The organism is Burkholderia sp. B21-005 (assembly GCF_020843965.1).
GTDB lineage: Bacteria > Pseudomonadota > Gammaproteobacteria > Burkholderiales > Burkholderiaceae > Burkholderia > Burkholderia ambifaria.
Genome location: NZ_CP086303.1, coordinates 634,285 through 647,155 on the forward strand (window position 1 = coordinate 634,285; position 12,871 = coordinate 647,155).

At 68.9% G+C, this 12,871-nt stretch carries 10 protein-coding genes and 2 pseudogenes; 7 read left to right on the forward strand and 5 right to left on the reverse strand.

Annotation, left to right across the window (positions count from 1 at the left end; translation table 11 throughout):
• Nucleotides 1-267: 267 nt before the first annotated feature.
• The 6 genes and pseudogenes from LMA02_RS33385 to LMA02_RS33410 all read left to right on the forward strand — a co-directional run bounded on the left by LMA02_RS33385 (nt 268) and on the right by LMA02_RS33410 (nt 5,475).
• Nucleotides 268-1,044: an enoyl-CoA hydratase/isomerase family protein gene (locus tag LMA02_RS33385; protein WP_228910162.1), complete on the forward strand. Its 777-nt coding sequence runs from the start codon at nt 268-270 to the stop codon at nt 1,042-1,044.
• 19 nt (nt 1,045-1,063) lie between these two features.
• Nucleotides 1,064-3,169 (forward strand): acetate--CoA ligase family protein, encoded by a 2,106-nt coding sequence (locus LMA02_RS33390; protein ID WP_228910163.1) that lies wholly within the window; start codon nt 1,064-1,066, stop codon nt 3,167-3,169.
• Between the two features lie 253 nt (nt 3,170-3,422).
• Nucleotides 3,423-4,437: pseudogene (locus tag LMA02_RS33395) on the forward strand (DUF72 domain-containing protein).
• Nucleotides 4,434-4,604 carry a hypothetical protein gene (locus tag LMA02_RS33400; RefSeq protein WP_006749684.1) on the forward strand — a complete coding sequence of 57 codons (171 nt, stop codon included), beginning with the start codon at nt 4,434-4,436 and terminating at the stop codon, nt 4,602-4,604. The pseudogene LMA02_RS33395 and the gene LMA02_RS33400 overlap by 4 nt, the downstream one beginning before the upstream one ends.
• A 172-nt stretch (nt 4,605-4,776) precedes the next feature.
• Nucleotides 4,777-4,935 (forward strand): annotated as a pseudogene (locus LMA02_RS33405) (NmrA/HSCARG family protein); the annotation flags it as partial.
• 141 nt (nt 4,936-5,076) lie between these two features.
• On the forward strand, nt 5,077-5,475 hold the full coding sequence (locus LMA02_RS33410; RefSeq protein ID WP_105832111.1) for a cupin domain-containing protein: 399 nt from the start codon (nt 5,077-5,079) through the stop codon (nt 5,473-5,475).
• A 63-nt stretch (nt 5,476-5,538) separates the two neighbouring features.
• Here LMA02_RS33410 and LMA02_RS33415 read toward each other — a convergent pair whose 3' ends face one another.
• A complete protein-coding gene (locus LMA02_RS33415) occupies nt 5,539-6,414 on the reverse strand; it encodes an aldo/keto reductase family oxidoreductase (RefSeq protein ID WP_228910165.1) in 876 nt (291 codons plus the stop codon).
• Nucleotides 6,415-6,513: 99 nt separating this feature from the next.
• Between LMA02_RS33415 and LMA02_RS33420 the strand changes: the two genes are divergently transcribed.
• The gene (locus LMA02_RS33420; protein WP_228910166.1) at nt 6,514-7,416 is read left to right on the forward strand and encodes a LysR family transcriptional regulator; all 903 of its coding nucleotides are present in this window, start codon (nt 6,514-6,516) and stop codon (nt 7,414-7,416) included.
• A gap of 18 nt (nt 7,417-7,434) precedes the next feature.
• On the opposite strand, the gene LMA02_RS33425 is transcribed toward LMA02_RS33420, so the two are convergent.
• The 4 genes from LMA02_RS33425 to xylB form a co-directional block, all read right to left on the reverse strand.
• Nucleotides 7,435-8,634: a sugar ABC transporter permease gene (locus LMA02_RS33425; protein ID WP_228910167.1), complete on the reverse strand. Its 1,200-nt coding sequence runs from the start codon at nt 8,632-8,634 to the stop codon at nt 7,435-7,437.
• Nucleotides 8,631-10,190 (reverse strand): D-xylose ABC transporter ATP-binding protein, encoded by a 1,560-nt coding sequence (gene xylG, locus LMA02_RS33430; protein ID WP_228910168.1) that lies wholly within the window; start codon nt 10,188-10,190, stop codon nt 8,631-8,633. The genes LMA02_RS33425 and xylG overlap by 4 nt, the downstream gene beginning before the upstream one ends.
• Nucleotides 10,191-10,261: 71 nt before the next feature.
• Nucleotides 10,262-11,290: a D-xylose ABC transporter substrate-binding protein gene (xylF, locus tag LMA02_RS33435; protein ID WP_228910169.1), complete on the reverse strand. Its 1,029-nt coding sequence runs from the start codon at nt 11,288-11,290 to the stop codon at nt 10,262-10,264.
• A gap of 101 nt (nt 11,291-11,391) precedes the next feature.
• Nucleotides 11,392-12,870 carry a xylulokinase gene (xylB, locus tag LMA02_RS33440; RefSeq protein WP_228910170.1) on the reverse strand — a complete coding sequence of 493 codons (1,479 nt, stop codon included), beginning with the start codon at nt 12,868-12,870 and terminating at the stop codon, nt 11,392-11,394.
• Between the last annotated feature and the right edge of the window lies 1 nt (nt 12,871).

Genomic DNA, 12,871 nt, shown 5'->3' on the forward strand with positions numbered 1-12,871 from the left:
CCAGTCTTGTTGATCGCACCGCGACGCCGAATCGGTGTTTTGTTTTCACCTGTCGCGGTGAAATCGATTATCGGCGGCTGGCGGCAAGCCGCAACCGCGCTGTTTCACTGGATGAAACAACGACCGGCCACCTGACAGTTTCATTCAGTGAAACCGTGCCGATGGCAGCCGCGTGGAGCCGCGCTACGCTTCCAGCAACCGGATCGGCCCCGCGCCACGCGCCGCCGGTTCATCGCACCGCTTTCGTTTCCCACGCAGGAAGAGATCATGCAAACCATCGACGTCACGATTCAATCGAACATCGCGACCCTGACCCTGAACCGCCCCGACAAGCGCAACGCCGTCAGCGACGCGATGCGCGCGGAGCTCATCGAAGCGCTCGATTCGCTCGCCCGCGCGCCGGAAGTGCGCGCGGTCATCGTCACCGGCAGCGGCAAGGGGTTCTGCGCGGGCGGCGACATCGCCGGGATGGCGCAGCGCATGGACGCGCCGGCCGACGAGGTCGCGTTCAACGGCTGGTCGCGCCAGCAACGCGTCCATCATGCCGTTTCGCTGCTGCACACGATGCCGAAGCCGACGATCGCGGCCGTCAACGGCGCCGCGGCCGGGCTCGGCGCCGACATGGCGCTGTCGTGCGATTTCGTGATCGCGTCGGAAGCGGCGACGTTCGTATGGAGCTACATCAAGCGCGGGTTGATTCCCGACGGCGGCGGCCTGTATTTCCTGCCGCGGCGCGTGGGGCTCGCAGCCGCCAAGGACCTGATCTTCAGCGGCCGCCAGGTCGACGCGCGCGAGGCACGCGAACTCGGTATCGCCGACCGGATCAGCCCGCCCGACACGCTGCTCGCCGACGCCACCGCGTGGGCGAGCGAACTGATCCAGGGCTCGCCCACCGCGCTCGCGCTCGGCAAGGCGATCCTGAACCAGAGCTATGAACTTTCGGCGCCGCAAGTGCTGTCGCAAGGCAGCCAGGCGCAGGCGATCTGCTACACGAGCCGCGAGCACCGCGATGCCGTGCGCGCCTTCCTCGACAACGTGCGCTGAGCGCCGACAGGAACTTCCGATGAACGCCATTGAAAAATTGATGCGGCCGGCCCGCGTCGCCGTCATCGGCGCGTCGGCCGATCCCGCGAAGACCGCCGGACGACCCGTCGCCTACTTGCAGAAACACGGTTTCGGGGGAGACATCTACCCGGTCAATCCGCGCTATCCGTCGATTGCCGGCCTGCGCTGCTACGAGGACGTCGAATCGCTGCCGCACGCACCCGATGTCGGCATCGTGCTGCTCGGCGCCGAGCGCGCGCACGTCGCGGTCGCGGCGCTCGCGAAACGCGGGACCGCCGCCGCGATCGTGCTCGCGAGCGGCTACGCCGAAACCGGCGAGGCCGGCGCGCGCCGCCAGGCGCAACTGAAGGAGGCGGCCGGCTCGATGCGGGTGCTCGGGCCGAACACGATCGGCGTCGTCAACCTCACCGATCGCGTCACGTTGTCCGCGAGCGGCGCGCTGGACACCGACGGCTTCGCCGTCGGCGGCGTGAGCGTCGTGTCGCAGAGCGGCGGCATTCTCGGCGCGCTGCTGTCGCGTGCGGCCGATCGCGGGATCGGCCTGTCGAAGCTCGTATCGACCAGCAACGAAGTCGACCTCGACGTGAGCGACTTCATCGATTACTTCATCGATGACGAGGCGACGTCCGTGATCGCGCTGTACCTCGAAGGGCTGCGCGATCCCGCGCGGTTTCGCGCGGCCGCGCGCCGTGCGGCGCATGCGGGCAAGCCGATAGTCGCCTACAAGATCGGGCGGTCGGCGTCCGGCGCGCGCTCGGCCGTCTCGCACACCGGCGCGCTCGCCGGCGAGGATCGGATGTACGACGCGCTGTTCCGCGACGCAGGCGTGATTCGCGCGCAGACGTTCGGCGATCTGCTCGACCTGCCGAACGCCTTCGCGGCCGGGCGCACGCTGCGCGGTTCGCGCGTCGCGATTCTCACGTCGACGGGCGGCGCGGGCACGCTCGTCGCGGACAACCTCGGGCTGGCCGGCTTCGACACGCCCGAGCCCGATGCGGACACGGCCGCCGCGCTGCGCGCGCTGCAGACCGGCGATCACGCGGTGCTCGACCGCAATCCGATCGACGTGACGCTCGCGGGCCTGCAACCCGACCTGCTGCGCCGCGCGATCCGCACGCTCGCCGACAGCCCGTCGTACGACGCGGTCGCCGTGATCGCCGGCTCGTCGAGCATCGGCATGCCGGAGCTGATGGCCGGCGCCGTGCGCGATGCATTGCCCGGCACCGACAAGCCGGTGGTCGCGTTCGTGAGCCCGCATGCGCCGGCCGTCACGCACGCGATGAACCGGCTCGGCGTGCCGGCGTTCGTGTCGCCGGAGAGCGTCGCGAGCGCGCTGGCCGCGATGCGGGACGCCGGTCGCTGGCGCGCGCGGGCGGCCGCGGCCATCGCCGATGCCGATGCCGATGCCGCGGCAACCGGCGTCGACGTGCGGGACCTGCCGTGCGGGCCGCTCGACGAAGCGCAGGCGAAGGCGCTGTTCGCCCGCTTCGGCGTGACGCCGGTGCGCGAGCGCGTCGTGCGCGATGCGACGGACGCCGAGCAGGCGGCACGGCACTTCGGCGATCGCGTGGTGCTGAAACTGCTGTCGAATCGCGTCACGCACAAGAGCGACATCGGCGGCGTCGCGGTCGGCGTGGACGCCGATGCGATCGGTGCGCGGCTCGAACGCATGCGCGACGACGTCGAGACCGGCGCCGGGTTTGCGCCGGATGCGTTCCTCGTGCAGGAAATGGTCGCGGACGGCGTCGAAATGATCGTCGGCCTGCATCGCGACCCGCTGGGCACCGCGATCCTGCTCGGGATGGGCGGCGTGACCGCGGAGATTTTCAACGACACGGTGTTGCGGATGCTGCCGGAGGACGCGCCGCTGTCGCGCGACGACGCGCTCGACATGATCCGCGCGCTTCGCACGTGGCCGCTGCTCGACGGCTATCGCGGCCGCCCGAAGGCGGACGTCGACGCGCTCGCCGACGCGCTCGTCGCGTTTGCACGGATGGCGCGCCAGCTCGGTCCGCGGCTCGTCGAAGCGGAAATCAATCCGCTGTTCGTGCTCGAGGCCGGCCGCGGCGTGCGGGCCGCGGACGGCGTCGCGGTGCTGTCCTGACGGCTCGGTCCGCGGCTCGTCGAAGCGGAAATCAATCCGCTGTTCGTACTCGAGGCCGGCCGCGGCGTGCGGGCCGCTGACGGCGTCGCGGTGCTGTGCTGACGTCGCGCGCCTTAGTGACGCCGAACCGGCCTGCTACCGGCGCGGTCGCGAGCCGACTGTAAGCAGGCGGTCGGTGCCGCTCGCCGCGCGCCGAAGGACGCTGCCCGCCGATAGCCCGCGGCAACGCGCGTGCCGGGGCGTGGCACGCGCGTTGCTACTTGCCACGGATATCCACGGACTTCCGGGCATCGACGTGAAAGGCACAACCGGCGAGATTCACATCGGCATTTCAGGCTGGCGCTACGACGGATGGCGCGGCACCTTCTATCCGAAAGGCCTGAAGCAGGCCGCCGAGTTGCAATACGCATCCGGCCGGATGCAGACGATCGAGATCAACGGCACGCACTACAGCCTGCAATCGCTCGCCAGCTGGCGGCGCTGGTACGACGAAACACCGCCCGGTTTTACGTTCAGCGTGAAAGGCTCGCGCTATCTGACCCACATGCTGCGCTTTCGCGACGAAACGGCGACGGCCGCATGTGCGAACTTCTTCGCGCAGGGGCTCCTTGCGCTGAATGACAAGCTCGGGCCGATCCTGTGGCAATTTCCGCCATCGCTGCGTTTCGACCCCGAGCATATGGAACATTTTCTGAGCCTGCTGCCGCCCGACACCGAAGCCGCGCTCGCCCTCGCGCAACAGCACGACCGCAGGGTCAGGACGCCGTATCTGCAGATCGACCGCAAGCGCAAATTGCGTCACGCTGTCGAAGTGCGTCACGCGAGCTTCGTCGATCCGGCGTTCGTAAAGCTGCTGCGCCGCCACAAGGCCGCGCTCGTCGTGTCGGACTCCACCGAGGCATGGCCGCAGTTCGAGGATCTGACCGCGCGCTTCGTCTACATGCGGCTGCACGGCACGGAAACGAAGTATTCCGGCGCGTATTCCGATGCGTCGCTCGAACGGTGGGCGCGCAGAATTACGGCGTGGCGCGGCGGCGTGCAGCCCGCCGATGCGCGCCTTGCGGCGCCGAATCTGGCGCCGCCGCGCGCCCAACGGCGCGACGTGTACTGCTATTTCGACAACGACGTGAAAACGAAAGCACCGTTCGACGCTCGGCGCTTGATGGAACGCCTCGGCCTGCATGCGCACGAAACGCTGCCGGATAAAACGGCCGCCGCGCGACGACAGTCCGAGCGATGAACCCAAACCGCAAGGAGAAAAACGATGACTCTGCTTATCTACCTGGTCGGATGGATCATTTTCATCGGCGGCGTGGCATGGGGATTGATGACGCTGCATGTGTCGCAGCACATCATCGAGATCGTCGCCGTCATCCTGTTCGGCATCGCGGTGATCACGGGCGCGGTACGCGCACGCACCCGCGACCGGACATAACGCACCCGCACCGCCGCGGTATCTCGAACCCCGCACCGCGCGCGGCACGGTATCACGGTTGCGCGTCGATATAGGCGGCCAGTTCTTGCGGGGTGCCCGACGGAAACGCGTTCTTGAGGTGGCCAAGCAGCGCCGACCAGATCGACGCCAGCTCCGGGCTTGTCAGCGTACTTTCATGCCGAAATGGATGGCCTACGAGATGCGCCTGATGGCCGAACGCTACGTCAGCGACGGGATGGTGCCTCAGGCCGGCGATGTCGAGCGCTTGACTGCGATCCTCGGCCGCCCGCTGCACGCGTGCCGCGACTTCGCGGCAGCGCTGGTCCGCTGAGCGCGGCGCGACGCCGCCGTGCGGCGTAACGGCGTGCGCCGTAACGGCGGCATCAATATAATCGGCCTGACCCCCACATATCGATGAATCGGCAACGTGCCGGTTTCGATCCTGCCTACCACCCCTGGATCTGGAGACGAGATGACCCTACCCGCCGCTGCGTTCGCCGAATCGTTCGACCTCGAGGCCGCCTTCGCCGATGTATCCGAATACTGGTCGCCCAAGGTCGTCGCGCAGGTCAACGATCAGTATGTGAAGGTCGCGAAGGTTCGCGGTCAGCTCGTGTGGCACGACCATGCGCATGAAGACGAGCTGTTCTTCGTCGTGCGCGGGCACCTGAGGATCGAGTATGAAGGCGGCCGCGTCGTCGACTTGCCCGCCGGCTCGATGCACGTGGTGCCGCGCGGCACGCAGCATAACCCGGTCGCCGACGACGAATGCTGGATCGTGCTGATCGAGCCCGTGCAGACGAAGCACACCGGCGATGTCGAGTCACCGTTGACGCGGACGATCGACGAGCAGCTGGGTCAGGCTCGCTGAATTCAGTGGCCGGCGCGCAGGGGCCGGCTGATGCGATGTACGACGCCGGCGCCCGCGCCGGCGTCAACCGCGAGTGGCCGCGACCTCGTCGAGTTCGCGCACCGCATCGTCCGGCAATACCAGCGCGCCGGCCGCGAGATTCTCGCGCAGATGCGCGACCGACGACGTTCCCGGAATCAGCAGGATGTTCGGCGCGCGGCGCAGCAGCCACGCGAGCGCGGTCTGCATCCGCGTCGCGCCGAGCCGGGCGGCCACCGCGTCGAGCGTCGACGACTGCAACGGATTGAAGCCGCCGAGCGGAAAGTACGGGACGTAGGCGATGCCGTCGCGGGCAAGCGCATCGATCAGCGCATCGTCGTCGCGGTGCGCGAGGTTGTAATGATTCTGCACGCAGGCGATGTCGCAGATCCGTCGGCCTTCGGCGATCTGCGCGGCCGTCACGTTGCTCAGCCCGATGTGTCGCACGAGGCCCTGCCGCTGCAGTTCGGCCAGCGCGGACAGCGGCGCCTCGATGGAGCCTTCGGCCGGGCCGTGCACGTCGAACATGACCCGCAGATTGACGACGTCGAGCACGTCGAGGCCCAGATTGCGCAGGTTGTCGTGCACGGCGGCCGCCAGCGCGTCGGCGGAGAACGCCGGCCGCCATGAACCGTCGTCGCCGCGCGTCGCGCCGATCTTGGTCACGATCAGCAGATCGTCGCGATACGGATGCAACGCGTCGCGAATCAACTGGTTCGTCACATGCGGGCCGTAGAAGTCGCTGGTGTCGATGTGATCGACGCCCGACTCGACGGCTTCGCGCAGCACGGCGAGCGCCGCGGCGCGATCCTTCGGCGGCCCGAACACGCCCGGCCCGGCCAGCTGCATCGCGCCATAACCGAGACGGTGAACGCGGCGGCCCGCCAGGGAAAACGTGCCGGATTGAACGACGGGGGACATGATCGTGCTCCTGTATGAACGAGTGAATCGCAGGTTACGCCGCGGGGCGCTGCACGATAAGCGGTCATAATGCGCACAACCTGTACGAAAAGGCGAACAATGCAAGTCGATCTCGGCGATCTGAACGCGTTCGTGGCGGTGGCGCGCGCGAAGGGCTTTCGCGAGGCTGCCCGCCTGGCCGACGCGAGTGCGTCGGGGCTCAGCGAAGCGGTGCGCAGGCTGGAGGCGCAACTGGGTGTGCGGCTGCTGCACCGCACGACGCGCAGCGTGTCGCCGACCGAAGCCGGCGCGCGTCTGCTCGCGCGGCTCACGCCGGCGCTGAGCGAGGTGGAGGCGGCGCTCGACGTGGTGAACACGTTCCGCGAGAAGCCGGTCGGCACGCTGAAGCTCAACGTGCCGATGAGCGCGGCGCGGCTCGTGCTACCGTCGATCGTCCCGCGCTTTCTCAATGCGTATCCGGAGATACGGCTCGAGGTCGTGGCCGACGAAAGCTTCGTCGATATCCTCGCGGCCGGCTGCGACGCCGGCATTCGCTACGACGAGCGCCTCGAACAGGACATGATCGCCGTGCCGATCGGCCCGCGTTCGCAACGCCTCGCGACCGCCGCGGCGCCCGCCTATCTCGACCGACGCGGCCGCCCCGCCCATCCGCGCGACCTGCTCGATCACGCCTGCCTGCGCGGCCGCTTCGCGAGCGGCGCGATGCCGGCGTGGGAATACGAGCGCGACGGCGAAGTGGTGCGCGTGGAGCCGTCGGGCCCGCTCGTCGTGCAGATCGGCGGCGCCGTCGATCTCATCGTGGACGCGGCCTGTGCGGGGCTCGGCATCGTGCATCTATACGAAGACTGGCTTCGCCCGCACTTCGCGAGCGGCGCGCTCGAGCCCGTGCTCGACGGCTGGTGGCGGCCGTTCTCGGGCCCGTACCTGTACTACCCGGGGCGGCGCTTCGTACCGGCTCCGCTGCGGGCCTTCGTCGATTTCATCAAGACCGACGCGGGATAGAAGGGATAGAACCGCACCTCACCGCCGGTTCGAACGCGACACCACGTCGATCCACACCGCCAGCACCAGCACCGCGCCCTTGACGATCATCTGCCAGTACGCGTCGACGTCGAGCATCGACATCCCGTTGTCGAGGCTCGCCATCACGAGCGCACCGATCAGCGCGCCGTAGACGGTGCCCGACCCGCCGCGCATCGACGTGCCGCCGATGAAGCACGCGGCGATCGCGTCGAGTTCGCCCATCGTGCCGGCCGACGGCGAGCCGGCCGCGAGCCGCGCGGTATTGACGATCCCCGCGAACGCGCACATCAGCCCCATCAGCGCGAAGATCGCCAGTTTCACGCGATCCGTATCGACGCCCGACAGCCGCGTCGCCTCCAGGTTCGAACCCACCGCATAGATGCGGCGGCCGAACACGGTCTGCGTCGCGATCCACGAGAATGCGCCGAGCAACGCGAGCAGCAGCAACACGGGCACGGGGATGCCGCCGTAGCGGTCGAGCATCGCGACGAACGCGAACAGCACGGCCCCGGCGCCGACGATCTTCGCGACGTCCTGCCACAGCGGCGCGACCGCCAGCCGGTAACGGCGCCGCGTGCCGCGCTGCCGGACGACCAGCAGCGCGACGAGCGCGAACAGCAGCAGCGCGAGGCCGTCGCCCGCCATGCGCGGCAGATAGCCCTGGCCGATGAACACGAAGCCGTCGGACACCGGCGCGATCGTCGAGCCGCCCGTCACGCCGAGCAGGATGCCGCGGAATGCGAGCATCCCGCCGAGCCCGACGATGAACGACGGCACGCGACGGTAGGTCGACCACCAGCCGTTGAACAACCCGACCAGCACGCCGAGCGCGAGCACCGCCGGCACCGTCGCGGCGACCGGCCAGTGTCGATTGACGTCGAGGATCGCCGCGACGCCGCCGAGCAGCCCGAGCAGCGAACCGACCGACAGGTCGATCTCGCCCGCGATGATCACGAACACCATCCCGCACGCGAGCATCCCGGTGATCGACATCTGCCGCAGCAGGTTCGACACGTTGCGCGGCGTGACGAACGCCCCGTCGGTCAGCACCGAAAAGAACACCCAGATCGCCGCGACCGCGAACAGCAGCGCGAGCACCTTGTAGCGCACGAAGACCTGGCGCAACGGATGGCCGTGCGTGCGGCGCGCGTCGGCGTCCGGCGGCACGGCGGAAGAGGAAGACAGTTCGGTATTCATCGGGTACTCGCTGCAATGGGTTCGGCCGGACGCCGCGCGGGCGTCAGCGCGGCGCCGAGGATCTGTTCCTGCGTGAGGCCGTCGTTCACGAAATCGCCGCGCAGCTCGCCCTCGCCGATCACGAGCACGCGATCGGCCAGCCCGAGCACTTCCGGCAACTCCGACGACACGACGATGAGCGCGACGCCGCGTTTCGCGAGCGCAAAGATCAGCCGGTAGATCTCCGCCTTCGCGCCAACGTCGACGCCGCGTGTCGGTTCGTCGAGGATCAGCACCTGCGGGTCGGCCAGCAGCATCCTGGCGAGCACCGCCTTCTGCTGATTGCCGCCGGACAGGCTCGCGATCGGCAGGAACGGATGCGCAGCACGCACCGACAGCCGCTGCATCTCCGTACGAATCGCATCGAGCTCGGCGGCTGCGTCGATCCGTCCGCGCGTCGCGAAACGGCGCAGCACCGACAGCGTGATGTTGTGGCCCACGCCGAGCTGCGGCACGATCCCGTGGCGCTTGCGGTCCTCCGGCACCATCGCGATGCCCGCGCGGATCGCATCGGCCGGCGCGCGGATCGCGAGCGGCCGGCCGTTCATCCGCACGCTCGCTGTGCTCGCGCCCGGATACGCGCCGAAAATCGCCTGCATCAGCTCGGTGCGGCCCGCGCCGACGAGCCCGGCGACGCCGAGGATCTCGCCGCGCCGCACGCTGAACGATACGTCGTCGACGCGCTTGCGGCGCGGGTTCGCGACGTCGTGACAGGTCACGTTGCGTGCCTCCAGCACGACGTCGCCGATCTCGTGCGGCTCGCGCGGATACAGGTTGCGGATCTCACGGCCGACCATCAACGCGATGATCCGGTCGGTGGTCAGCCCGCGCATCGGCTCGGTCGCGACATGGCGGCCGTCGCGGATCACGGTCACGGTGTCGCATACCGCGTCGACTTCGTCGAGCTTGTGCGAGATGTACACGCACGCGACACCGCGATGCTTCAGGTCGCGCACGATGTCGAGCAGGATGCGCGTCTCGGCGGCGCTCAGCGACGACGACGGCTCGTCGAGAATCAGCAGCTTCGCGCGCTTGTTCAGCGCCTTCGCGATTTCGATCAGCTGCTGGTGGCCGCCGCCGTAGTTCATCACCGGCTGCGCGACGTTGATCGCGTCGATCCGCAGCTCGCGCAGCAGCGCTTCCGAACGCCGCACCATCTCCGCATAGTGCATGCGCCCGCCGGGCAGCGTGATCTCGTTGCCGAGAAAGATGTTCTCGGCAACCGACAGCTCGGGCACGAGCATCAGCTCCTGATGAATGATCACGATGCCCGCGCGCTCGGTGTCGCGCACGCCGGACGCGACGAGCGGCGCGCCTTCCCAGCGGATCTCGCCGTCCCACGTGCCGTGCGGATAGACGCCCGACAGCACCTTCATCAGCGTCGACTTGCCGGCGCCGTTCTCGCCGCACAGGCCGACGCACTCGCCCGGACGCACGGTCAGGTCGATTCCGTCGAGCGCCTTCACGCCGTCGAATGCCTTGACGATGCCGCGCATCGTCAGCAAGGGTTCGGTCATACGTTCATCGCCTCGCAGTGCGCACGCGGCCGCCCGCCTGGCCGGCCGCGTGCATCGCCTCCGTCGTGCCGTTACTGGCTCGCCAGCTGGGCCTGGGTGTAGAAGCCGTCCTTCACGACGACGTCGACGTTGCGCTTCGTCAGCAGCGTCGGCTGCAGCAGCACCGTGTCGACCTTCTTCTTCCCGTTGTCGTATTGCGCGTTGAACGCGGGCTTCGCGCCCTTCGCGAGATCGACCGCGAGCTTCGCGGCTTCGCTCGCGATCAGCTTCAGCGGCTTGTAGACCGTCATCGTCTGCGTGCCGGCGATCACGCGCTTGACCGCCGCGAGATCCGCATCCTGCCCCGACACCGGCACCTTGCCGGCCAGATGCTGCGCGGCGAGCGCCTGGATCGCGCCGCCCGCGGTGCCGTCGTTCGACGCGACGATCGCGTCGATCCGGTTGTTGTTCGCGGTCAGCGCGTCCTCGACGATCCGCAGCGCGGTCGACGCGCTCCACTCGGGCACCCATTGCTGGCCGACGAGCTTGATGTCGCCGCGGTCGATCGCCGGCTTCAGCACCTTCAGTTGTCCTTCACGCAGCATCTTCGCGTTGTTGTCGGTCGGCGCGCCGCCGAGCAGGAAGTAGTTGCCCTTCGGCTTCGCGTCGAACACGCCCTGCGCCTGCAGTTCGCCAACCTTCTCGTTGTCGAACGAGATGTATGCGTCGACATCCGCGTCGAGGATCAGACGGTCGTACGACACGACCTTGATGCCGGCCTTCCGCGCTTCGGCGACGACGTTGCCGAGCGTCTTCGAATTGAACGGCACGATCACGATCACGTCGACGCCGCGCGAGATCAGGTTCTCGATCTGGGAAATCTGCCGCGCCTCGCTTGCGTCGGCCGATTGCACCGACACCTTCGCGCCGAGCTTCGTCGCGGCCGCGACGAAGTAATCGCGATCGCGCGACCAGCGCTCGACGCGCAGGTCGTCGATGCAGAAGCCGATCTCTGGCTTGTCCTTGCTCGCCTGCGCAGGCGGTGCGCCCAGCGCGAGGATCGCCAGCGCGGCGGCGCCGGCAAGCGAACTCAATACGGTACGACGCGTCACGGATTTCATGTCTCCACTCCTCTCGTTATTGGACAACCTCACGAACGCCGGGCGGCCGCCGGAATGCGCCACCCGCATCGAGTCACTGCAATGTGCAGGCATTCAGCACGTCATGCGCCCGTTGCAAACACCGGTTCGAGCGCGCGGTAAAGCGCGCGAAACGTCGGACGCCGCACGTCGCGATACCACGCATGCCGCGCGAGGTCGGGCTCGCGCACCGCGACGATCGGCGGCTGCGGGCACACGTCGTCGAGCGGCGCATCCGGTTCGAGCGCGAGATGCGCAAGGCGCGCGGCGCCCAGCGCCGGCCCCACTTCGCCGCCCGCGCGCAGCGTCAGCGCGCGGCCGCTCAGGTCGGCGAGCATCTGCGTCCAGTACGCGCTGCGCGAGCCGCCGCCGATCACCGTGATGCTGTCGGGCGCGAGCCCGGCCGCATGCAGCGCGTCGATGCCGTCGAGCAGCGCGAAGCCCACGCCTTCGAGCGTCGCGTTCGCGAGATCCGCACGCTGCGTGTCGGGCGTGAGCCCGTAGAACACGCCTTTCGCATTCACGTCGTTGTGCGGCGTGCGCTCGCCGCTCAGATAAGGCAGGAACCACGGACGGCTGGCGCGCGCGTTCGTCTCGGCATCGTCGAGCAGCGCTGCGACACCGCCGTAACCGGCCAGCTGCGCGCTGAAGTCGAGGCAGCCGGCCGCGTTCAGCATCACCGACATCAGGTGCCACGTATCCGGCAGCGCGTGACAGAAGCTGTGCACCGCCGATTCCGGGTTCGCGCGAAAGCCGTCCGACACCGCGAAATAGACACCCGACGTGCCGAGCGACAGCAGCGCATCGCCGGGCCGCACGATGCCGACGCCCACCGCGCCGGCCGCGTTGTCGCCGCCACCGGCCACCACCGGGATCTCGCGCAGCCCGAGCGCGCGCGCGACGGCCGGCAGCAGCGTGCCGGTCACGCGGTTGCCCTCGAACACGGTCGGCATCTGCGCGCGTGACAGCCCGCACGCGGCCAGTAGCGCGTCGTCGTAGTCGCGCTTCGCGACGTCGAGCCACAGCGTGCCGGCGGCATCCGACGGATCGGTTGCGAACGCACCGGTCAGCCGGTAGCGCAGATAGTCCTTCGGCAGCAGCACGTGCGCGATGCGCGCGAACACGTCGGGCTCGTGACGGCGCACCCACAGCAGCTTCGGCGCGGTGAAGCCGGGCATCGCGACGTTGCCGGCCACGGTGCGCAGCGCGGGCGCGAGCCGCTCGAGTTCCGCGCACTCCGCATCCGCGCGACCGTCGTTCCAGAGAATCGCGGGGCGCAGCACGTCGCCATGCGCGTCGAGCAGCGTGGCGCCATGCATCTGCCCGGTCAGCCCCAGCGCGCCGATGTCGTGCGCGTCGATGCCGGCCGCGCGTGCTTCATCGACGAGCACGGCGAGCGCGCCGCATGCCGCGTCCCACCAGTCGCGCGGCGCCTGTTCGGACCAGCGCGGCCGCGGCCGGCTCACCGTCAGCGGGCGGCTCGCGCTCGCGCGCACCGCACCGTCGCGGTCGAGCAGCACCGCCTTCACGCCCGACGTGCCGAGATCGAGTCCGATATACATG

Bases quoted from the DNA above. Each gene is read 5' to 3' on its own strand.
- LMA02_RS33425 (WP_228910167.1), bottom strand. From the start codon at position 8,634: ATGAATACCGAACTGTCTTCCTCTTCCGCCGTGCCGCCGGACGCCGAC.
- xylG (WP_228910168.1), bottom strand. From the start codon at position 10,190: ATGACCGAACCCTTGCTGACGATGCGCGGCATCGTCAAGGCATTCGAC.
- LMA02_RS33390 (WP_228910163.1), top strand. From the start codon at position 1,064: ATGAACGCCATTGAAAAATTGATGCGGCCGGCCCGCGTCGCCGTCATC.
- LMA02_RS33415 (WP_228910165.1), bottom strand. From the start codon at position 6,414: ATGTCCCCCGTCGTTCAATCCGGCACGTTTTCCCTGGCGGGCCGCCGC.
- LMA02_RS33410 (WP_105832111.1), top strand. From the start codon at position 5,077: ATGACCCTACCCGCCGCTGCGTTCGCCGAATCGTTCGACCTCGAGGCC.
- LMA02_RS33420 (WP_228910166.1), top strand. From the start codon at position 6,514: ATGCAAGTCGATCTCGGCGATCTGAACGCGTTCGTGGCGGTGGCGCGC.
- LMA02_RS33385 (WP_228910162.1), top strand. From the start codon at position 268: ATGCAAACCATCGACGTCACGATTCAATCGAACATCGCGACCCTGACC.
- xylB (WP_228910170.1), bottom strand. From the start codon at position 12,870: ATGTATATCGGACTCGATCTCGGCACGTCGGGCGTGAAGGCGGTGCTG.
- xylF (WP_228910169.1), bottom strand. From the start codon at position 11,290: ATGAAATCCGTGACGCGTCGTACCGTATTGAGTTCGCTTGCCGGCGCC.
- LMA02_RS33400 (WP_006749684.1), top strand. From the start codon at position 4,434: ATGACTCTGCTTATCTACCTGGTCGGATGGATCATTTTCATCGGCGGC.